Consider the following 19,867-nt stretch of genomic DNA (forward strand, 5'->3'; position numbering starts at 1 on the left):
GCCTGGTGTGGGGCCATGCCCCTGTCGGCGGGTTATCGGCAGGTTGTATGACAACTTGAAGGCTTGCGGTTTTTCGCACGCAAAAAAAATCCCCGTATCTTTCGATACGAGGATTTTTAATATGGTCGGGGTAAGGGGATTCGAACTCCTGACATCCTGCTCCCAAAGCAGGCGCGCTACCGGACTGCGCTATACCCCGGTAAAAAAAAGGCGACCTTTGAAAGTCGCCTTCCTCGATCAGCGCTTTTGGCCTCTGATCTTAAGATTCGATTCCAGCGAACTGGTTTCAAAAATGGTGGGTCGTGTGGGATTCGAACCTACGACCAATTGGTTAAAAGCCAACTGCTCTACCAACTGAGCTAACGACCCAAAAATGGTCGGGGTAAGGGGATTCGAACTCCTGACATCCTGCTCCCAAAGCAGGCGCGCTACCGGACTGCGCTATACCCCGATTGAAATGGCTCCGTGACCAGGACTCGAACCTGGGACCCAATGATTAACAGTCATTTGCTCTACCGACTGAGCTATCACGGAACTGATATTTCAAGTTACTGCATTGAAGCTAGCTTCAACCTCTTCTACCCGTCTGCATCGCTGCGTTCGTGTGTCTGAGGCGCGCTATTCTACAATTTTCAGAACCTCTGTCAACCCCTTAAATTGCTTTCAAGACAATGATTTGCAACTTATTTTGGATTCCTTCTCAGGGAGAAGTCTTCCTGGGGGTGACGTACTGCGGGGCGCACTTTACAAGCCTTTTCCTTTGAGTTCAACGGCCTGATGAAAAAAATGGCCTCGTCAGGCGAGGCCATTTCAACAGCGGGCTATACCGGCTTTCAGTTGAAGATGATTTCGTCGTTCTCCACCGTACCGGTCACGGTTTCGCCCGGCATGAAGCGGCCGGACAAAATCAACTGCGCCAACGGGTTTTCGATCCAGCGCTGGATCGCCCGCTTCAGCGGCCGCGCGCCGTAGACCGGGTCGTAACCCACGGCAATCAACTTGTCCAAGGCTTCGTCGCTCAGTTGCAGCTTGAGCTCGCGCTCGGTGAGGCGGCTGCGCAGGCGTCCCAGCTGGATTTCGGTGATACCGGCAATCTGGTCACGTGCCAGCGGCTCGAAGATCACCACTTCGTCGACACGGTTGATGAATTCCGGGCGGAAATGGGTAGAGATCGCGTCCATCACCGCAGCGCGTTGCGCTTCGCGATCCCCTACCAATTCCTGAATCTGCGTCGAGCCCAGGTTGGAGGTCATCACGATGACAGTGTTGCGAAAGTCCACCGTGCGCCCGTGGCTGTCAGTCAAGCGACCGTCTTCCAGCACTTGCAGCAGGATGTTGAACACATCCGGGTGAGCCTTCTCGACCTCGTCGAGCAAGATGACCGAATACGGCTTGCGACGCACAGCCTCGGTCAGGTAACCGCCCTCTTCATAGCCGACATAGCCCGGAGGGGCGCCGATCAGCCGTGCCACGGAGTGTTTCTCCATGAACTCGGACATGTCGATGCGCACCATGGCCTCTTCCGTGTCGAACAGGAACTCGGCCAGCGCCTTGCACAGCTCGGTTTTACCGACACCGGTCGGGCCGAGGAACATGAACGAGCCGCTCGGCCGGTTAGGGTCCGACAACCCGGCACGGGACCGGCGCACGGCGTTGGACACCGCCACCACCGCTTCTTCCTGGCCGATCACGCGCTGGTGCAGCAGGCTTTCCATCTTCAGCAGCTTGTCGCGCTCGCCTTCAAGCATCTTCGAGACCGGAATGCCGGTCCACTTGGAGACCACTTCGGCAATCTCTTCCTCGGTGACCTTGCTGCGCAGCAGTTGGTTTTCGCTCTTGCCGTGCTGGTCGACCATTTGCAGGCTGCGCTCCAGATCCGGGATCACCCCGTACTGCAGCTCCGCCATGCGGTTGAGGTCGCCTTTGCGGCGCGCCGCCTCCAGCTCCTGACGAGACTGTTCGATCTTCTGCTGGATCTGCGCCGAACCCTGGACTTCGGCTTTCTCCGAATTCCAGATCTCCTCGAGATCGGAATACTCGCGCTCATGGCGAAGGATTTCTTCCTGCAATCTTTCCAGGCGCTTCTTCGCCGCTTCGTCGCTTTCTTTCTTCAAGGCCTGGGATTCGACTTTGAGCTGAATCAAGCGCCGCTCCAACCGATCCAGCACTTCCGGCTTGGAGTCGATCTCCATGCGGATGCGGCTGGCAGCCTCGTCGATCAGGTCGATGGCCTTGTCCGGCAATTGCCGGTCGGTGATGTAGCGATGACTGAGCTTGGCCGCCGCGATGATCGCACCATCGGTAATCGCCACTTTGTGGTGAACCTCGTAGCGCTCTTTAAGGCCACGCAGGATAGCGATGGTGTCTTCTTCGCTCGGTTCTTCAACCAATACTTTCTGGAAGCGCCGCTCCAGGGCCGCATCTTTCTCTATGTATTGGCGGTACTCGTTAAGCGTGGTCGCGCCGACGCAATGCAACTCGCCACGGGCCAGCGCAGGCTTGAGCATGTTGCCGGCATCCATCGAGCCTTCGCCCTTGCCCGCCCCGACCATGGTGTGCAATTCATCGATGAACAGGATGATCTGCCCTTCCTGCTTGGACAATTCATTGAGCAGGGATTTGAGTCGCTCTTCGAATTCGCCACGGTATTTGGCACCGGCGATCAACGCGCCCATGTCCAGGGACAACAGGCGTTTGCCCTTGAGACCGTCCGGCACCTCGCCATTGATGATGCGCTGGGCCAGCCCCTCGGCGATGGCGGTCTTACCCACGCCTGGCTCACCGATCAGCACCGGGTTGTTCTTGGTGCGGCGTTGCAGCACCTGGATCGTGCGACGGATCTCGTCGTCGCGGCCGATCACCGGGTCGAGCTTGCCTTCCTCGGCGCGCTTGGTCAGGTCGACGGTGTATTTGTCCAACGCCTGGCGCGACTCTTCGTGGTTGGCGTCGTTGACCGCTTCGCCGCCCCGCAGGTTGTTGATAGCCGTCTCCAGGGCTTTCTTGCTCACGCCCTGGCCGAGCAACAATTTACCGAGCTTGCTGTTCTCGTCCATGGCGGCGAGTAACACCAGCTCGCTGGAAATGAACTGGTCGCCCTTCTGCTGGGCCAGGCGATCGGCCTGGTTGAGCAACCGCGCCAGATCCTGGGACATATTCACGTCACCGGTCGGATTCTGGATTTTGGGCAGTTGGTCGAGTTCTTTCGCCAGCTCTTTACGCAGGCTGTTGACGTCAAAGCCGACCTGCATCAGCAGCGGCTTGATGGAGCCGCCCTGCTGTTCGAGCATGGCTTGCATCAAATGCGCCGGTTCGATACCGGGATGGTCCAGGCCGACGGCCAAAGACTGGGCGTCGGACAGGGCCAATTGTAATTTGCTGGTTAAACGATCAATACGCATGGGTCACCTTCCTTTTGAGCAGGCCGGACCGAAAAACATCCTGAATGAAGAAACCTGCCAGATACCGCTATAGATGTGGTCGATTCTGGAAGATTCAAGCAGCGCACTGTTGATGCAGATCAGAGAAGTCTAGCGTTCGATCCAAACCAGGGAAGCGAAGCGACCGGTGCGTGGGTTGCGCCGGTAGGAAAAGAAGCGCGGATCGGTCACGGTGCACAAGCCGCCACCGTAGACTGCCGTAACACCGCGCGCCGCCAGGCGCAAACGCGCCAGCGCATAAATGTCGGCGAGGAATTTGCCGGGGTTGTGGCTGGGTGCAAAGGCCTGCGTCGCCTGGGGCAGTTGCGCGACAAAGGCTTCACGCACTTCCGGCCCGACTTCGAACGCTTGCGGGCCGATGGCCGGGCCGAGCCAGGCCAGTATCTCATCGGAGGGCACTGCAAGACTGTCGAGCGTGGCTTCCAGCACCCCGTTCGCCAGCCCGCGCCAACCGGCATGGGCCGCCGCGACGCGGCTGCCGGCACGGTTGCAGAAGAGCACCGGCAAGCAATCCGCCGTCATCGCCGTGCAGGCGATACCCGGCGTTGCGGTCCAACTGGCATCGGCGGTCGCGACCCGCGCCGGGTCAGCCTCGACCACGACAGTGCCATGGACCTGCTGCAGCCAGGCCGGTGCGATGGCGAAGTGATCGGTAAGGCGACGACGGTTCTCGGCGACGGCCGTCGGGTCGTCGTCCACATGATTGCCGAGGTTGAGGCTGTCGAACGGCGCCAGGCTGACGCCGCCCGCTCGGGTGGTGACGCAGGCCTTGACCCGGGCCGGCGCGGGCCAGTCGGGTATCAGCCAGTCACTCATCCGATGAACGCCTCGCGGTCCTGCTTGAGCAGCGTCAACAGCCAGACGAAGTCATCCGGCAACGGCGACTCCCAGCTCATGCGCTTGCCGGTGGTCGGATGATCCAGCTCCAGAAACCGCGCATGCAGCGCCTGGCGCGGGAAGTTCTTCAGCGACTCGACCATGGTGATGCTGGCGGCCGGCGGAATGCGGAAACGACCGCCGTAGGCCGGGTCGCCCACCAATGGGAAGTTGATGTGCGCCATGTGCACGCGGATCTGGTGGGTACGGCCGGTTTCCAGCTTGACCCGCACGTGGGTGTGGGAGCGGAAGCGTTCGAGCACGCGGTAATGACTGACCGCTTGCTTGCCGCCTTCCATCACCGCCATGCGCTGGCGTTGCTGGCCATGACGACCGATCGGCGCGTTGATCTTGCCACCGGCAGTGACCACGCCGATCACGATGCATTCATAGATGCGGCTGACACTGCGGCTCTGCAGCTGTGTGACCAGCTGTGTCTGCGCCTGGATGGTCTTGGCCACGACCATCAGGCCGGTGGTGTCCTTGTCCAGGCGATGCACGATGCCGGCACGGGGCACATTGATAATGTCCGGTACGTGGTGCAGCAAGGCGTTGAGCAGGGTGCCGTCGGCATGGCCCGCAGCCGGGTGCACCACCAGGCCCGCAGGCTTGTTGATCACCAGGATGTCATCGTCTTCATAGACGATGTCCAGGGCAATGTCCTGGGCGACCCATTCTCCCTGGGCCTCCTGTTCGGCGGTCAGCTCGAGGATGGCGCCACCGTGGACGATGTCGCGCGGGCGAATGACCGCCCCATCCACAGTCAGGCGGCCGTCCTTGATCCAGGCGGAAAGGCGCGAGCGCGAGTGCTCGGCGAAGAGTTGGGCGGCGACTTGATCGAGGCGTTGGCCGCCCAAATCGGACGGCACCTCTGCGCGAAGTTCTATTTTATCGGACATGCTCGGACTAGGCGTCGGCACAGCCTTTGGTTTCGGCTGCGCGCTTGTGGTTAAATACGGCGTCTTTTGCCCCGAGGCTTTCAACGGGGCGCTCATCATAACAGGACGGCCCCGCCCAAGACAGCGGCCGTCATAGGGACGCAAGCCGCCATGCAAGTGAAACACCTGCTGCTGATCGCCATCCTCGCATTGACTGCTGCTTGCTCGTCGAAGGAAGTCGTAGACGAAAACCTGAGCGAAGTCGAACTGTACCAACAGGCGCAGAACGACCTGGACAACAACAGCTATACCAGCGCCACGGCCAAGCTCAAGGCCCTGGAATCGCGGTATCCGTTCGGTCGCTACGCCGATCAGGCCCAGTTGGAGCTGATCTACGCCAACTACAAGAACGCCGAGCCGGAAGCTGCAAAATCCGCCGCCGAGCGCTTCATTCGCCTGCACCCGCAGCACCCGAATGTCGATTACGCCTATTACCTCAAGGGGCTGACCTCCTTCGACCAGGACGTCGGCCTGCTGGCGCGCTTCCTGCCGCTGGACATGACCAAGCGTGACCCGGGCGCCGCGCGCGACTCCTATAACGAGTTCGCCCAGCTGACCAGCCGCTTCCCCAACAGCCGCTACTCGCCGGATGCCAAGCAGCGCATGATCTACCTGCGCAACCTGCTGGCATCCTACGAAATCCACGTGGCCGACTACTACCTGACCCGCCAGGCCTACGTCGCCGCCGCCAACCGTGGCCGCTACGTGGTGGAGAACTTCCAGGAAACCCCTTCGGTGGGTGACGGCCTGGCTGTGATGACCGAAGCCTACCAGCGCCTGCACCTCGATGACCTGGCAGCCACCAGCCTGGAAACCCTGAAGCTGAACTACCCGGATCACCCTTCGCTGGTCGACGGCCAGTTCACCCCACGGGTTGACGAAGCGGACAACCGTTCGTGGCTGAGCAAGGCTACCCTGGGCCTGATCGAGTCCCGTCCGCCGCTGCCGCCGGGTGAAACCCGCGCCAACCAGGACGTACAGCGTCAGTTCCAGGACGCCAAGGAAGCCATTCCGAACGAGCTCAAGCCCAAGGACGAGAATGGCGATGTGATCGAAGCAGAAGAGCCTGAGAGCGAGTCCAGCGACCGCTCCTGGTTCAGCCACCTGACCTTCGGCCTGTTCGACTGAGCCCAAGGCACCTACGAAAAGGGAGACCGTACGGTCTCCCTTTTTTGTGCCTGGGTTTTATAGCGCTGTGCGCCGTTCCTGTCCTTGGCTAAACTGCCTGATCTCTAACCAAAAAGCCGCCCATCATGCTTCGTTTACTATTCTGGATTGCCCTGATCGCCGCCGCGGTATGGTTCTGGCGCAAGTTCAAGGGTGCCTCCTCCGCGCCGACCGCCACGCGCGAGCAGGACGCGCCGCCCATGGTTCGTTGCGCCCATTGCGGCGTGCACCTGCCCCGTGACCGGGCGCGAGCTCTCGAACAACAGTGGTATTGCAGCCAGGCTCACCTCGAGCAAGGCCCGAGCACCCGTGATCGCTGAGGCCCTAAGCCCGCGCGACAAACAGGCGCAGCGCCTGCTGCGTCTTTATCATCTGTACCGTCTGAGCATCGGCATCACCCTGGTGCTGCTTATTTCCAGCAACATGGACAACCGCCTGCTGGAGTTCGCCAACGACGACCTGCTGCGCAGTGGCAGTTGGTTGTACCTGGTGTTGAATATCTTGCTGGTGGTGTTTCTTGAAAACACCCGCCGCCCCGCCCGCCTGTTCGGCCTGGCCCTGACCGATGTGCTGCTGCTCTCATGGCTGTTCTTCGTCGCGGGCGGCGCCCCCAGCGCCGTCGGCAACCTGCTCATCGTCTCGGTGGCCATCGGCAATACGCTGTTGCGGGGCCGGATCGGCCTGTTGATAGCAGCCGTTGCCACTCTCGGCATCATCGGTTCGACCTTCTTTCTCGGCCTCAGCGACTCGAACCGCCCCAGTAGCTATTTGCAGGCCGGCACCCTGGGTGCGTTGTGCTTTGCTGCGGCGCTGCTGGTACAGGGCCTGACCCGACGACTGGAAGCCAGCGAAACCCTGGCCGAGCAACGGGCCAGCGAAGTGGTGGGCCTCGAAGCGCTCAATGCATTGATCCTGCAACGCATGCGCACCGGGATCCTGGTGCTCGACCGTCAAGGCCGGGTGCAACTGGCCAACGAAAGCGCGCTGAACCTGCTGGGTATGCACGATCTGGTCGGCCAGCCAATCGAGCAGTACTCAACGGCCCTGGTCGAACGCCTGCAACTGTGGCGGAACAACCCCAGCCTACGTCCGCAAAGCCTGACCATCAGGGGCAATGGCCTTACCCTTCAACCGAGCTTCATCGCCCTGGGGCACAACGACCAGCATCAGACCCTGGTATTTCTCGATGACCTGGCCCAGGTCGCCCAGCAAGCCCAACAGCTCAAACTCGCCTCCCTCGGACGCCTGACCGCCGGTATCGCCCATGAAATCCGCAACCCGCTGGGTGCCATCAGCCATGCGGCGCAATTGTTGCGTGAGTCAGAGGAACTGAACGACGCAGATCGGCGTCTGACGCAGATTATTCAAGACCACTCCCAACGAATGAATCGCGTCATTGAGAACGTCCTCCAATTGTCCCGCCGCCAACCCACCACGCCACAACGCCTGGATCTGCGGACCTGGCTCGAACCGTTCGTCAGGCAAACCCGCGAAAGCATGACCGAGCACCAGCAATTGCACCTGAGCATCGACCCCGGCGACTACACCACGCTGATGGACCCCGTCCAGCTGACCCAAGTGCTCGGCAACCTGTTAAGCAACGCGTGGCGCCACGGCGCGATGGTCCATGACCAGGCTGAAGTCTGGCTGAAGCTGTTCATCGACCCTCACAGCCAACTGCCCACGCTGGACATCATCGACAACGGCCCCGGCGTGACGCCGGACCAGCAGGCGCACTTGTTCGAACCTTTCTTCACCACCAGCAGCCAAGGCACCGGCCTTGGGCTCTATCTGTCCCGTGAGCTGTGCGAAAGCAACCAGGCCCGCCTAGACTTCAAATCACGCCAAGGCGGCGGTTGCTTTCGCATCACTTTTGCTCACGGACGGAAACAGATTTGAATAATCGCTCACGGCAACGAATCCTGATCGTCGATGACGAACCGGACATCCGCGAACTCCTGGACATCACCCTGGGCCGGATGAAACTCGACACCCGCAGCGCCAAGAACCTCGCCCAAGCCCAGGACCTGCTGGCAGGCGAAGCCTTCGACCTGTGCCTGACCGACATGCGCCTGCCCGACGGCACCGGCCTGGAACTGGTGCAGCACATCCAGCAGCGTTACCCCCAACTGCCCGTGGCGATGATCACCGCCTACGGCAGCCTGGAGACCGCTATTGACGCCCTCAAGGCCGGAGCCTTCGATTTCCTGACCAAACCGGTCGACCTGGGGCGGCTGCGAGAGCTGGTCAGCAGTGCCTTGCGCCTGCCAACGGTCGCCACCCCGATCGTCACCCTCGAACGCTGCCTGCTGGGCGACTCTCCGCCGATGCGCAGCGTGCGTAAACAGATCGAAAAACTCGCCCGAAGCCAGGCGCCGGTATATATCAGCGGCGAGTCCGGCTGTGGCAAGGAACTGGTCGCGCGGTTGATCCACGAACAAGGCCCGCGCGCCAGCCAGGGTTTTGTGCCGGTCAACTGTGGGGCAATTCCCACCGAACTGATGGAAAGCGAGTTTTTCGGACACAGAAAAGGCAGCTTCAGCGGCGCCATCGAAGACAAGCCCGGACTGTTCCAGGTTGCCCATGGTGGCACTCTGTTTCTTGATGAAGTGGCAGACCTGCCTTTGGCGATGCAGGTCAAACTGCTGCGGGCCATCCAGGAAAAAGCCGTGCGCGCGGTCGGCGGCCAGCAGGAAGAAGTGGTGGACGTACGCATCCTCTGCGCGACCCATAAGGACCTGGACGCTGAAGTTGCCGCCGGGCGCTTCCGCCAGGATTTGTATTACCGGCTGAACGTCATCGAACTGCGCGTCCCGCCCTTGCGCGAACGTCGCGAAGACATCGAACCATTGGCCAACCATATGCTGCAGCGCCTGGCCCTGAACACCGGCAGCCCTGCTGTGAAACTCCATCCCCAAGCCCTGGAGGCCCTTCGAAACTACCGCTTTCCGGGAAACGTGCGGGAATTGGAGAACATGCTCGAACGGGCCTACACCTTATGCGAACACCAACAGATCGAAGCCGACGACCTGCGCCTGGCCGAGGGCAATAGCACCACCGAGGCGGGCAAGCCGGATTTGATGCAGGTCGACAACCTGGAAGATTACCTGGAAGACGTCGAGCGCAAACTGATCCTCCAGGCCCTGGAAGAAACCCGCTGGAACCGTACGGCGGCGGCCCAGCGGTTGAAGTTGTCGTTTCGGTCGATGCGGTATCGGTTGAAGAAGCTGGGGTTGGATTGAGCCACGGCTCTCCAGCCCATGCTGCCCCTGTGTTCGCCTTGGCAGCTTTTCTAGCCCTTCGGCACCGGCACCTGCTCGTCCAGCACACGATTGGCTAGCAACTCACTCAACTCGATCAGCTGTTGCACCCCCAATGCAACATGCCGTCGCGAGCCGTCGAGTTCGAAGGCCAGGTCGCTGATTGTTGCGTTGGCTGAGGCAAGGGTTTCGCTGAGGTTGGCGAGGAGGCATTCGGTGTCGATGCCTTCCACGACGGTGTATAGCTGGTTTGAGGATGGTTTCTTTTTGGCTTCAGGCTTCGGGGCTAGGTAATAGTCGAGGGCGCGTTTGGCGGCTTCGTCGAGCTTTTGAGGATCGAGTCCGTTTTGAGCTGATGTGGAATCGGTTTCGGGGGGATTGGGTGTGACCTTGATCATCGTGCATCTCCAAGTTATGGAGCTGCCACCGATCGCCGCGACGCGATTGGAGGTGGCAGCTGTACGCAGGTTCGCGGACCGAGAACTTGAACACCCGGCATACCCGAAGGTATCCCACGCACAGCCAGCCATGACACGACAAATACCGAGGCACCGTCGTGGACTGGAATTATGCACCAAGTTAGCGGGCCGCGACGCCCGGACGCTGAATTGGCAGCGACGAGAAAGGTTAGCCAGAGCCCTTCCCACTCGGCAACCGCCAGAGATCGTCGGAAAATTCAGCTCGATTCAGAATTTTGTCCGACCTTTCTCACAAATCTGGTTTGGCTGTCAGGGCATCGGGATGTGTGTATATCCATTTCTGCGGTAAAGGCTACTTAGGGTTCCGCCCTGACGGCGGGTCACTTTCGAAAAGCGCGAAAGTAACCAAAGCGCTTCTGCCCCACCACTCGGCACCTCGCCTAGGCTCGGTGTGCCCTCACTCCGGCATTGCTCCGTGGGCCCGCCGCGAAGGGCCATCCATGGCCCAGCGCGGCTATCCCGGCATCCATGCCGGGATGCCCACTGTGCAATGCCTGCGTTCGGCCAGCGTGGTTAATGGGGCGTCCGAGATCAACGTCCGACGCGAGGCGGCCTGATAGCCGACCTGGTTCTTGATGGGGACCGCATTTCTCCTGTGGGAGCGGGCTTGCTCGCGAAGGCGATGTCACTGTCGATGAGGATGTTGCGTTTGCTGGCCTCATCGCGAGCAAGCTCGCTCCCACAAGAGATGTGTGGTGTATACAAATTTTGTGGCTGTTGAAGGTCTAAATGTGGGAGCGAGCTTGCTCGCGATGACGGTAGGAAATCCAACCGCGATGTCACGGAATTACCGTTATCGCGAACAGGCTGAGGCTATGAAGACGCGACCGCAGTCAACCAGGATGTCGTATGTACCGGCCGCCTTCGCGAGCAAGCTCGCACAATTGGGTCGGAGTACGACAAAAGAGACAGGTCGGCTATCAGGCCGCCTCGCGACGGACGTTGATCTCGGCGCCCCGTTAACCACGATGGCCGAACGTAGGTATTGCGCAGTGGGCACCTCGGCATGGATGCCGAGGTAGCCGCGCTGGGCCATGGATGGCCCTTCGCGGCGGGCCCACGGAGCAATGCCTACGTTCGGGCATGCCGAGCCTAGGCGAGGCACCGAGTGGTGGGGCAAAAGCGTTTTGCTTACTTTTGCGCTTCTCAAAAGTGAGACGCCGTAAGGGCGGAACCCTAAGTAGCCGTTACCGCAGCAATGGATATGTACTCGATCAACACACAGCCGTCGCGAGCAAGCCCGCTCCACAAGAAAAACCGGACCTTACAAGCGCCCCGCCGGCGTATAAGGCACAGGATCAATCACCGCCTCCCGCCCCAACATCAGATCCGTAAACAACCGACACGAAGCCGGCGCCAGCACCAACCCATTGCGATAATGCCCACAATTCAACCATAGCCCAGCAAACCCCGGCACCTCGCCGATATACGGAATGCCTTCAGGCGACCCAGGCCGCAACCCAGCCCAATGCCCAACCACCTCGGCACCCGCCAGCTCCGGAATCAGCGCCAACGCCGAAGCCTTTAGGCTTTCCAACGCCACATCCGTAGGCGTCTTGTCGAAGCCTTCACGCTCCAACGTACTGCCGATCAAAATGTGTCCATCACGACGGGGAATGGCATAGCGGCCTTTCGCAAGGACCATGCTCGATAAAAAGTCCGACGCACATTTGTACAAAATCATCTGGCCCTTGACCGGCTCGACTGGAAGTTTCAACCCCAGCGTCTTGACCAGTTCACCGCTCCAGGCGCCTGCGGCCAGCACCACATGATCGCCACGCAGCTCACCGGCAGAACAATTCACCCCCACGACACGGTCGCCGTCGCGGATAAAGCCGCTGACTTCACAATTTTCATGAACCGTGACATTGGGCATCGCCAGCAGCGCAGCCTTGAGGGATTTCACCAGGCGGGGATTACGCACGTTGGCCACATTGGCCATATAAATCGCTCGGGAAAAACCCGCGCCCAGCACCGGCACTGCATCATGTACGGCAGAGATATCCACAGCCCGCAACGGGCGCCCTTCCCGCTCGGCCCAGGCCAGTGCTTCGTCCTGGTCATCCAGGTCCAGCCAGTACAGGCCGGTGACATGCACTTGCGGATCGATTCCGGTGGCGGCGAACAAACGCTCGCCCAGTTGTGGATAAAAATCCTGCGACCAGTGGGCCAGGGCGGTCACCGCTGGGCTGTAGCGCCACGGGTACAACGGCGAAACGATACCGCCACCGGCCCAAGACGCCTCCTGGCCGACGCTCGAACGGTCCAACAGCACCACTCGCTGCCCTTCGGACGCCAGATTGAACGCCGTCAGCAGGCCGATCACTCCGCCACCGACAATCACCACTTGCTGTTGCCTGGTCATGTTCTGATTCAACTCACAAGACAGAGAGGGCGCAAGTCAGCGCCCGGATAAAGGAAACTCAGCGGCCCCAGCAATCCTTGGTGGTCAGCCCCGCAGCGGCGTTGAGCATGCCCCGTGCGCCGGTGTTGTTGATCGTGAAATCACCGCACTTGTCCGTGGCCATGGACGAGCCATTCTTGCGCACGGCAGTCAGGGTGAAGCTCTGGTCCGCCAGCGTCTGGGTAATGGTGTAGAAATCGTTACCGCCGCTCAGGCCGGTGGCATTGGTATACACGTTGTTCTTCGAGTAGTAGCGCTCGAGAATCTGCGCCTGCTCCGACAACAACCCGGCAATTTCGGTGCGTCGGCCCTTCTTCATGTACTCGGTCAGGCTCGGATAGCCAATGGTGATCACGATACCGATGATCGCAATCACGATCATGATTTCGATCAAGGTGAAACCCCGGTTGGATCTGCGCATGCCTTGCCTCTCACTGTATTTGTCGCCACATGATGCGGCGGCTGCCGCCCACGGATTTTTCAAGCAGGTCGGTGATGCCGCCACCGGAATCGTTCACGATCATGTTGGTGGCCCCGTTGGCGTTGACGATCGCACTCAAGGTCGGGATACCACCGGTGAACACGACCCCGCTGGAGAGGGCGTCGGAACTGTTGAGCGTGCCGTCACCGTTGGTATCGAGCACCGCATAGTTGAGCATCTTACCGTTGAACGCATCCACTTCGATCAGTTTGCCGGTACCGAAGCTGGCGCAAGGGTCGGTGGTGTCCACGGCTGCCGTGGTGAAGACCACACGCCCGAGCACCAGGTTGGCCGGGTTGATCACCCGTTCACCGGTCAATGCGTTGTTGTAAACCAAGGGCAGGTACCAGCCCTTTTTCGAAGGATAGGTCACGTCAGTCTGGCTGGTGGTCACGAACTGCCCTGTGCTGCCGGAAAACACCCCGGTGATGGATTGGGCCTGCAGGCTCGACACCGTGATCTGCCCCGCTCCGCCAGTGGCATCCCATATCGAGTAGAACGCCTGAAGGTCCTTGTTGAGCTTGTCGGTCGTTTCGTTGAATTTACCGGTGCCGAAAAAGACCTGGGTACCGCCCTGGGGATTGTCTGCCAGTAGGGGCTGGACCGTAATCGGTTGGGTCGCCCCGCCGGGCGCCGTAAACAACGGCTGGCCGGCAAAGGCCAGGCCCCAAGCGGTGGGTGACGTGCCGCTGAGGTCGAATTTCCACATCCGCCCTTTCAGGTCGCCGCCATATGCCGCCTGGACCACGTTCTGGGAATTGACCCGAAGCTTGACCGACGACAGGCCGTTATCCGTCTCGCTGCTGTTGATTACGATCTTCTTGATCAACGAACCGTCGCGGATATCTACCACGTACAACGCCGCCACGCCGCTGTTGCTGCCGTAGCCGTTGGCAATGAACGCGGCCCAGCGCCCGTCCGCCAAGCGGGCGACTTCGGGTCGCGCGTAGGCGTAGCCCAAGTCATTGAAGCTGTTGGTTGTATTGGCTACGGCCGGTGCGCTGATTTCCCACAATGCCCGAAGCGCGTTGCCCGCTGCCGCGTCGAACAGTTGGACGGCAAAGAACGTCCTGCCCCCGGCCCCTGTGCCGCCCACGGCCACCGTCTTCCAGGCGCTGCCCGACTGCGTGTCGAATACGCCGATCTGTCCATCGACCAGGAACTGGTGGCTCACGCCGTTGATGTAGTTGGTATCGGCAACGCCCTGCAATGAGGGCAGCACGCTCGAAGGCATGTAGGCGTAGCGCCGCGTACCGTTGGCACTGTTGATAACGCTGAAAAATCCGTCATTGGCGTTTACCACCAGGCTGGCGTTCATGTTCGTCGACTTGGTCGCCAGGTAATTGCTGTAGCTGGTGTCGTTGATCAGATCCGCTGCGGTCTGGTCATTGGGCGAAGCCAGTACCAGCGGCGAATTGATGATGTCCCCGAGCAAGACACTGCGCACCTTCAGGCCGGTCTTGTTGACGCCCTTGCTCCACTCCACCAGGTCGTTGCCGGTAATCCCGGTGGGCAGGTTCTGGTTGAGGCTGGTCTGTTGGGCCGGTGAAAAATTGGCGTAGGCCAGGGTTATGGGCACGTTGGTCGCGGTGTTCCACGATTGATAAATCGGCGCAGCAGCGGCAGGCACAATGGCGGTGTCGGTGGTCCACTGCACCGCTGCCATGTCTACCGTGCCCGCCGAGGTGAAGCCGAACGCCCGGATCGTGCCGCGCCAGTCCTTGGGGTCATAAGTGGTCTGGTAGAAACTGGAGGTGCTGGACAACGAGGCACCGTTGGTGGCGCCGCCGCCCCCCGATCCGGCTTTGGAGGTGATGTCGCTCAAGGCCGATGAAAGGGCCGAGCTCAAGCCTTCGCTGTCGGTCGCCTGATAATACTTGCCAGCGCCATAGCGGGCGGCATCGGACAGCATCTGGTTGGTCGCTGTGAACCCCACCGTGTAAGTGTTGAGGTATTGCCGGGGGAAATCCGCCGTATTCCAGGCTTTGCCCGTGGCATCGGTGCCGGTGGAGCGCATGTCGATGTCGAAGGCGAACTTGGCCACGTCGTCCAGGTAAAGCGTGTCGCCCTCGCCGTCACCATTGGGGTCCGCGCCATCGTTGGCGCTGATGCCATCCCAGTTCGGCAACCGGGAGCCGCCCAGCGGGTCGTTGGTGGGGAACGTCCGGTCATAAGTGGGCAAACCGTCGGTGATCACTACGCCGAAATTTTTCTGACAGCGGTATTGGATCGGGCTGATGTAGGTAGTGGGCGTGCTGTTGTAGTACGGCGCCATGCCCCTGAAATAGCGAGTGACCTCATAGTAGCTTTCGGCAAGCGGTGTATTCGCGACGGCGCCCAGCGCATTGATGGCGCTGATCAGGGCGTTGTAATTGGTATTGGCCTGGGCCTGGGTCACGCTGCCGCTGACCGGCGAAAGATCACTGACCGAACGGGCGATGTAGCCACCTGGGCCTGAATTACTGCTGTTGGGCGGATTGAACGTGGCGAGGCCAATGCGTAATGCGCGATTGCTGGTAACCAGGTCGTTGGAAACGTCCCGCGCGACGTTGATTCGATAGTCGTTGGGGATCGTGCCCGTGGTGAAATCCCGGTTCGAACCGTTGGCCAACGCCAGCAGATACGCCAGGTATTTGGTGGTGTAGCGGGTATTGCCGCCGCCCACCGGGTCCGGCATGCGCAGGCAGACCCGGCTAAGGCTGCCTCGGTAGAAACCATACCAGCCACTCGTACAACCGCCCCTGAACAGGCCGGCCAGCAGAACGTTGCCATCGTCTGGATCAAGCTGTACGCCGCCGAAACAGCTGGTACTGGAATTACAGTTAATGACAGCCGGACGCGACACTTCCGGATCAAACCCCGCCGCCCAGATGATGTTGTTCATGCTCCCTGAATCGTCGATCAACAACATCACGTTCGGCGTAACGGCGGCCGCGCTCAGCAGCGGCGAATCAGAGGGCGTGAACGCGTAGGCCGGGGCAGTCAGGTAAAGACTGAGCACCGCACCCCACAGCACCTGCCTCCAGTGGCGGCGCACCTCAGTACTTCGCATAGATGCTCTCCACCACGCTGCGCTGATTGTTTCCCACCACCGCCACCGCCGTGATCCGGTACAGCGTCGCCGATGTATTGCTGGGAACGTTGACCGCCGAGAGCGTGGTGCCGATGTTCTGCACGCCATAAAACCCGCTGCCGGCCGCGACCCAGGTCACGCCCGAGGATGAGTTGCGCCCGGCTGCCGTAACCGTCGCCGACTCGGCCGGCGGCGCGCATTGCGTCGCGGTGGTACAGACGGCCAGCGAATACGTCTCGGCCTGCACGGCCGTCTCGCCGAGCCTCAACGCCGCCTCGGCGAGCTGGAAGGACTGGTTGCGCAACATGACGCTGCTGGTCATCTTTTCCTGGAGCGTCGCGCTCTGCATCGACGACAGCCCGATCAATGTCAGCAGCAACAGGAACACCAGGCTGACCAGCAAGGCCATGCCACGCTGAGAGTACCCGAAGGGCGTCGAATTCATCAGTCGCCCTCCCCTTACAAGAGCCGGTTGCGCAAAGCGGCAACCACGTTGAAAGTCTGCTCGCGCACGGCATTCTTCGGATCGAAGAGCGTCAGGGTCAGGCGCACGCTGCGAATCAGCGCCGGATCAGAGGGATTGCTGATATAGCTGGACGTCGCGCTGTCCGTCGCGCTGCCGGCCACGCCGAACATCACGTCGAACGCCCGCACGTTATCCACCAGCACAAACAAGGTCGGGTTGCCGACCCCGCTGCCCAGGAGCAATTGGTTGTTGTTGAAGCTGTAGACCAGCCGGCGGATCGGGAAGGCCAACTGCCCTGCCGCTGGCGCCCGTGCGTTTGTGTAGGCCGTCGCCGAGGTACGGCAGTCGGAAAGGACAGTCCAGGTCGGAGCGCTACCGCTATTACCTACGTCGGCGGTGACCAAGGTCAATTTTTTGTTGGCCTCATCCCAGCGGATCGGGGTGATCTGGCTGGCATTGAAATCTTTAGCCGTGGAAGCATCGGTAATGGTCGCCAGACAACCGAACATACCCACCATGCGAAGCTCCTGGACCATTTTGCTCAGGACGAACCGGGCGTCTTCCTGCATGGCCGCCGCAGCACTCTGACTGACGTAGGTGTTTTTGGCCGCGATGAAAATCTGCACGACACCCAGCACGACGATCAGGCTGAGCACCAGCGCGATCATCAATTCGATCAGGCCAAACCCCCGACTACGGCTGTTCATGGCGGTGTACCCACCGGGTCTGCCGCGACACGGCTGGTCAGTACGAAGCTGCGCCGTGCCTCGGCCGCGTTGGTAGTATTGGCGGCCCGGGCATCGTCCCAGGAAATGGTGATGGTGTAGACCCGCTTGTTCAGCGCCACAGCGCCCGTGGCCGTGGCGCCACCGAAGGCGATGATGTTGGTCTTGAAGTCATAAAGGTCCTGGTCGCGGGCCACGTTGAGGTTCGCCGAGCTGGGCGGTGTAATGGTGTAGTCGGCGCCGGAGTTGGCGCGGATGCGGTCCATCATGTCGTAGGCGATGAAACTGGCCTGGCTGGTCATGCGCGAGCTGTCGGTGTACTTGAGGGCATTGAGCTGAATCATCGCCGCCCCCAACAAGCCCACGCCGAGAATCAGCACTGCCACCAGCACCTCGATCAGCGTCATACCCTCCTGGGCCCTTTTACTGCGATTGGTCATCCGCAACTTCCACCCAATACGATTCGTCCATTGAGACAAACATTCAGCGTCCTGGTCTGTGCTCCCCGCACATAATTGAAACTCACCGGCGTGGCCGGCGCCGACAAGCCGCCCAGGTTGTTGAAATCGATGTTGGTCACCTCTGAGGTTAGCGTCAGAGTCGCACCGCCGCTCATCGCCGGAACAACCCGCAACACATTGGCCGGTGTGCCTGTGCTGTCATACACCGTCAATTCGCCGCTCCAGACGCTGCCCTGGGCCGTGGGGCGGATCCGCGTGGTGATGCCACGGTCGATCGCCGTCATCCGGGCAAAGTTCAGCGCTCGGCGCAGATCGCCGATATCGGTGTCGGCCTTGGTGCCCTGCATCGAACCGGTGAACGCCGGCACCGCCATCGTGATAAGGATCAGCAGCACAGCCAAGGCCACCAGCACCTCGACCAGCGTGAAACCTTTTGTACGAAGATCCATCGATGCCCTCCGTTGCCGTCGGCTATACCTGCTTCTACACGCTAGAACAAACCGCCGCCGTGTGTGCAGTTGTTTCGGCTTGCGGCGCCAGGACCGCGCCATTTTCATGCTCCAGAGAGGAGACATCATGTATCAACAGGGCTTCAGCCTGATCGAACTGCTCATGGGACTGGCAATCGCCGCAATTGTTCTGTCGTGGACCGGCACGGGCTACAAAGAGCTGATCGCATCCATCGAACGCGATGACACCGCGCAATTACTGATCAGCGGGTTGCGCAGCGCCCGCAGCGAAGCCATCGCTCGCAACCGGACGGTCGTGCTCAGGGGGATAGACAACGATTGGGGCCGGGGCTGGCGCATTACCCTGGACGATAAGGAAAAAACCGTGCTGATGGAACGCAGCAACCGCGCTCGAGTAATGGGCAACCGGCACATAAAACGTTCGGTGAGGTTCAGCAACCTGGGGGAAGCGCTGCTGCCCAGTGGCGGCTTTCAGGCCGGTACGCTGCATGTCTGCGCCAGACACGGGCCGGTCAGCCATCATCAAGTGATATTGGCGCCTTCCGGCCGTGTCCGCATGGAAAGTGTCAAAGCCGAGCAGGCCCTGTGTGAAAAAGGACTCAAAGCAAGGAGCGGACGCGCAGCTCTTTCGGCATCGAGAACGTAATGTTTTCCTCGCGACCGGCCAACTCATCGGCACCCGTTGCGCCCCAGGCCTGCAATTGCTGGATCACGCCGCGCACCAATACTTCTGGCGCGGAAGCACCGGCGGTGATGCCGATACGCTCGACGCCATCGAACCAGCTGCGTTGCATATCCTCGGCCCCATCGATCAGGTAGGCCGGCGTGGACATGCGCTCGGCCAGCTCCCGCAAACGGTTGGAATTGGAGCTGTTCGGGCTACCAACGACCAGGACCACATCGCATTCGTCGGCCAGTTGCTTGACCGCGTCCTGCCGGTTCTGGGTGGCGTAGCAGATGTCGTCCTTGCGCGGGCCGCCAATGGCCGGAAAACGAGCGCGCAGGGCGTCGATCACACGGCTGGTGTCGTCCATGGACAGAGTCGTCTGGGTCACGAAGGCCAGGCTTTCGGGGTTGCGTACCTGCAAGGCCGCAACATCTTCCTCGTCTTCGACCAGGTAGATCGCACCGCCGTTGCTGGCATCGTATTGGCCCATGGTACCTTCGACTTCCGGGTGGCCTTCATGGCCGATCAGGATGCATTCGCGACCGTCACGGCTGTAGCGGGCCACTTCGATGTGCACCTTGGTCACCAATGGGCACGTCGCGTCGAACACCTTCAGGCCACGGCCGGCGGCTTCGCTGCGCACCGCCTGGGAAACGCCATGGGCGCTGAAGATCACGATGACGTCATCCGGCACCTGGTCCAGTTCCTCGACGAAAATGGCCCCGCGGCTACGCAGGTCTTCGACAACGAATTTGTTGTGGACCACTTCGTGGCGCACGTAGATAGGCGGCCCGAAGACTTCCAGGGCGCGGTTGACGATTTCGATCGCCCGGTCCACGCCGGCGCAGAAGCCACGGGGGTTGGCGAGTTTGATTTGCATGCTGTGCCTCGTGTCTGTGGGAGCGAGCCTGCTCGCGATGCGGTGGATCAGCCAACTCGATGGCGGCTGTGACTCAGTTATCG

17 protein-coding genes and 4 tRNA genes are annotated in these 19,867 nt (G+C 60.7%); 5 read left to right on the forward strand and 16 right to left on the reverse strand.

Going from position 1 to position 19,867, the window contains the following annotated elements; all coding sequences use genetic code 11:
- Nucleotides 1-122: 122 nt before the first annotated feature.
- The 7 genes from AD663_RS23025 to rluD form a co-directional block, all read right to left on the reverse strand.
- Nucleotides 123-199 (reverse strand) — tRNA-Pro (locus tag AD663_RS23025).
- A 94-nt stretch (nucleotides 200-293) separates the two neighbouring features.
- Nucleotides 294-369, reverse strand: a tRNA-Lys gene (locus AD663_RS23030).
- A gap of 5 nt (nucleotides 370-374) precedes the next feature.
- A tRNA-Pro gene (locus AD663_RS23035) sits at nucleotides 375-451 on the reverse strand.
- Nucleotides 452-458: 7 nt separating this feature from the next.
- A tRNA-Asn gene (locus tag AD663_RS23040) sits at nucleotides 459-534 on the reverse strand.
- A gap of 299 nt (nucleotides 535-833) precedes the next feature.
- Nucleotides 834-3,398: an ATP-dependent chaperone ClpB gene (gene clpB, locus AD663_RS23045; protein WP_003185548.1), complete on the reverse strand. Its 2,565-nt coding sequence runs from the start codon at nucleotides 3,396-3,398 to the stop codon at nucleotides 834-836.
- A 129-nt stretch (nucleotides 3,399-3,527) separates the two neighbouring features.
- Nucleotides 3,528-4,253 carry a peptidoglycan editing factor PgeF gene (gene pgeF / locus AD663_RS23050; RefSeq protein WP_053214603.1) on the reverse strand — a complete coding sequence of 242 codons (726 nt, stop codon included), beginning with the start codon at nucleotides 4,251-4,253 and terminating at the stop codon, nucleotides 3,528-3,530.
- Entirely contained in the window at nucleotides 4,250-5,212 is a 963-nt protein-coding gene (rluD, locus tag AD663_RS23055) for a 23S rRNA pseudouridine(1911/1915/1917) synthase RluD (protein WP_003185553.1), read from the reverse strand. Before rluD ends, pgeF begins: the two co-directional genes overlap by 4 nt.
- 150 nt (nucleotides 5,213-5,362) lie before the next feature.
- Between rluD and AD663_RS23060 the strand changes: the two genes are divergently transcribed.
- The 4 genes from AD663_RS23060 (at nucleotide 5,363) to AD663_RS23075 (ending at nucleotide 9,660) form a co-directional block, all read left to right on the forward strand.
- Nucleotides 5,363-6,379 (forward strand): outer membrane protein assembly factor BamD, encoded by a 1,017-nt coding sequence (locus AD663_RS23060; RefSeq protein ID WP_003185555.1) that lies wholly within the window; start codon nucleotides 5,363-5,365, stop codon nucleotides 6,377-6,379.
- A 125-nt stretch (nucleotides 6,380-6,504) separates the two neighbouring features.
- Nucleotides 6,505-6,738 (forward strand): PP0621 family protein, encoded by a 234-nt coding sequence (locus AD663_RS23065; protein WP_003185557.1) that lies wholly within the window; start codon nucleotides 6,505-6,507, stop codon nucleotides 6,736-6,738.
- On the forward strand, nucleotides 6,728-8,317 hold the full coding sequence (locus AD663_RS23070) for a PAS domain-containing sensor histidine kinase (protein WP_053214604.1): 1,590 nt from the start codon (nucleotides 6,728-6,730) through the stop codon (nucleotides 8,315-8,317). Before AD663_RS23065 ends, AD663_RS23070 begins: the two co-directional genes overlap by 11 nt.
- A complete protein-coding gene (locus AD663_RS23075; protein ID WP_053214605.1) occupies nucleotides 8,314-9,660 on the forward strand; it encodes a sigma-54 dependent transcriptional regulator in 1,347 nt (448 codons plus the stop codon). The genes AD663_RS23070 and AD663_RS23075 overlap by 4 nt, the downstream gene beginning before the upstream one ends.
- A 50-nt stretch (nucleotides 9,661-9,710) precedes the next feature.
- Here AD663_RS23075 and AD663_RS23080 read toward each other — a convergent pair whose 3' ends face one another.
- The 8 genes from AD663_RS23080 to AD663_RS23115 all read right to left on the reverse strand — a co-directional run bounded on the left by AD663_RS23080 (nucleotide 9,711) and on the right by AD663_RS23115 (nucleotide 18,216).
- Nucleotides 9,711-10,076: a DUF6124 family protein gene (locus AD663_RS23080; RefSeq protein ID WP_003185563.1), complete on the reverse strand. Its 366-nt coding sequence runs from the start codon at nucleotides 10,074-10,076 to the stop codon at nucleotides 9,711-9,713.
- Between the two features lie 1,345 nt (nucleotides 10,077-11,421).
- Nucleotides 11,422-12,522, reverse strand: a complete 1,101-nt coding sequence (gene thiO, locus AD663_RS23085) for a glycine oxidase ThiO (RefSeq protein ID WP_053214606.1) — start codon at nucleotides 12,520-12,522, stop codon at nucleotides 11,422-11,424.
- Between the two features lie 58 nt (nucleotides 12,523-12,580).
- Nucleotides 12,581-12,982, reverse strand: coding sequence for a type IV pilin protein (locus AD663_RS23090; RefSeq protein WP_003185567.1), 402 nt, complete (start codon nucleotides 12,980-12,982; stop codon nucleotides 12,581-12,583).
- A 10-nt stretch (nucleotides 12,983-12,992) separates the two neighbouring features.
- The gene (locus AD663_RS23095; RefSeq protein ID WP_053214607.1) at nucleotides 12,993-16,094 is read right to left on the reverse strand and encodes a pilus assembly protein; all 3,102 of its coding nucleotides are present in this window, start codon (nucleotides 16,092-16,094) and stop codon (nucleotides 12,993-12,995) included.
- The gene (locus AD663_RS23100) at nucleotides 16,081-16,560 is read right to left on the reverse strand and encodes a PilX N-terminal domain-containing pilus assembly protein (RefSeq protein ID WP_053214608.1); all 480 of its coding nucleotides are present in this window, start codon (nucleotides 16,558-16,560) and stop codon (nucleotides 16,081-16,083) included. The genes AD663_RS23095 and AD663_RS23100 overlap by 14 nt, the downstream gene beginning before the upstream one ends.
- 14 nt (nucleotides 16,561-16,574) lie before the next feature.
- Complete coding sequence (locus tag AD663_RS23105; protein ID WP_003185573.1) at nucleotides 16,575-17,288, reverse strand: PilW family protein; 714 nt, start codon at nucleotides 17,286-17,288, stop codon at nucleotides 16,575-16,577.
- The gene (pilV, locus tag AD663_RS23110) at nucleotides 17,285-17,746 is read right to left on the reverse strand and encodes a type IV pilus modification protein PilV (protein WP_053214609.1); all 462 of its coding nucleotides are present in this window, start codon (nucleotides 17,744-17,746) and stop codon (nucleotides 17,285-17,287) included. Before pilV ends, AD663_RS23105 begins: the two co-directional genes overlap by 4 nt.
- Nucleotides 17,743-18,216: a GspH/FimT family protein gene (locus AD663_RS23115; protein WP_003185578.1), complete on the reverse strand. Its 474-nt coding sequence runs from the start codon at nucleotides 18,214-18,216 to the stop codon at nucleotides 17,743-17,745. The genes pilV and AD663_RS23115 overlap by 4 nt, the downstream gene beginning before the upstream one ends.
- A 127-nt stretch (nucleotides 18,217-18,343) precedes the next feature.
- On the opposite strand from AD663_RS23115, the gene AD663_RS23120 reads away from it, so the two are divergent.
- The gene (locus AD663_RS23120; RefSeq protein WP_053214610.1) at nucleotides 18,344-18,883 is read left to right on the forward strand and encodes a GspH/FimT family pseudopilin; all 540 of its coding nucleotides are present in this window, start codon (nucleotides 18,344-18,346) and stop codon (nucleotides 18,881-18,883) included.
- Here AD663_RS23120 and ispH read toward each other — a convergent pair.
- Complete coding sequence (gene ispH / locus AD663_RS23125) at nucleotides 18,837-19,784, reverse strand: 4-hydroxy-3-methylbut-2-enyl diphosphate reductase (RefSeq protein WP_003185582.1); 948 nt, start codon at nucleotides 19,782-19,784, stop codon at nucleotides 18,837-18,839. The genes AD663_RS23120 and ispH overlap by 47 nt on opposite strands.
- Between the last annotated feature and the right edge of the window lie 83 nt (nucleotides 19,785-19,867).

The organism is Pseudomonas sp. Q12-87 (assembly GCF_001269755.1).
Taxonomy (GTDB): domain Bacteria; phylum Pseudomonadota; class Gammaproteobacteria; order Pseudomonadales; family Pseudomonadaceae; genus Aquipseudomonas; species Aquipseudomonas fluorescens_S.

Bases quoted from the DNA above. Each gene is read 5' to 3' on its own strand.
- AD663_RS23060 (WP_003185555.1), top strand. From the start codon at position 5,363: ATGCAAGTGAAACACCTGCTGCTGATCGCCATCCTCGCATTGACTGCT.
- rluD (WP_003185553.1), bottom strand. From the start codon at position 5,212: ATGTCCGATAAAATAGAACTTCGCGCAGAGGTGCCGTCCGATTTGGGC.
- thiO (WP_053214606.1), bottom strand. From the start codon at position 12,522: ATGACCAGGCAACAGCAAGTGGTGATTGTCGGTGGCGGAGTGATCGGC.
- AD663_RS23115 (WP_003185578.1), bottom strand. From the start codon at position 18,216: ATGGATCTTCGTACAAAAGGTTTCACGCTGGTCGAGGTGCTGGTGGCC.
- AD663_RS23095 (WP_053214607.1), bottom strand. From the start codon at position 16,094: ATGCGAAGTACTGAGGTGCGCCGCCACTGGAGGCAGGTGCTGTGGGGT.
- ispH (WP_003185582.1), bottom strand. From the start codon at position 19,784: ATGCAAATCAAACTCGCCAACCCCCGTGGCTTCTGCGCCGGCGTGGAC.
- pgeF (WP_053214603.1), bottom strand. From the start codon at position 4,253: ATGAGTGACTGGCTGATACCCGACTGGCCCGCGCCGGCCCGGGTCAAG.
- AD663_RS23080 (WP_003185563.1), bottom strand. From the start codon at position 10,076: ATGATCAAGGTCACACCCAATCCCCCCGAAACCGATTCCACATCAGCT.
- AD663_RS23090 (WP_003185567.1), bottom strand. From the start codon at position 12,982: ATGCGCAGATCCAACCGGGGTTTCACCTTGATCGAAATCATGATCGTG.
- AD663_RS23105 (WP_003185573.1), bottom strand. From the start codon at position 17,288: ATGAACAGCCGTAGTCGGGGGTTTGGCCTGATCGAATTGATGATCGCG.
- AD663_RS23065 (WP_003185557.1), top strand. From the start codon at position 6,505: ATGCTTCGTTTACTATTCTGGATTGCCCTGATCGCCGCCGCGGTATGG.
- AD663_RS23100 (WP_053214608.1), bottom strand. From the start codon at position 16,560: ATGAATTCGACGCCCTTCGGGTACTCTCAGCGTGGCATGGCCTTGCTG.
- pilV (WP_053214609.1), bottom strand. From the start codon at position 17,746: ATGACCAATCGCAGTAAAAGGGCCCAGGAGGGTATGACGCTGATCGAG.
- clpB (WP_003185548.1), bottom strand. From the start codon at position 3,398: ATGCGTATTGATCGTTTAACCAGCAAATTACAATTGGCCCTGTCCGAC.
- AD663_RS23120 (WP_053214610.1), top strand. From the start codon at position 18,344: ATGTATCAACAGGGCTTCAGCCTGATCGAACTGCTCATGGGACTGGCA.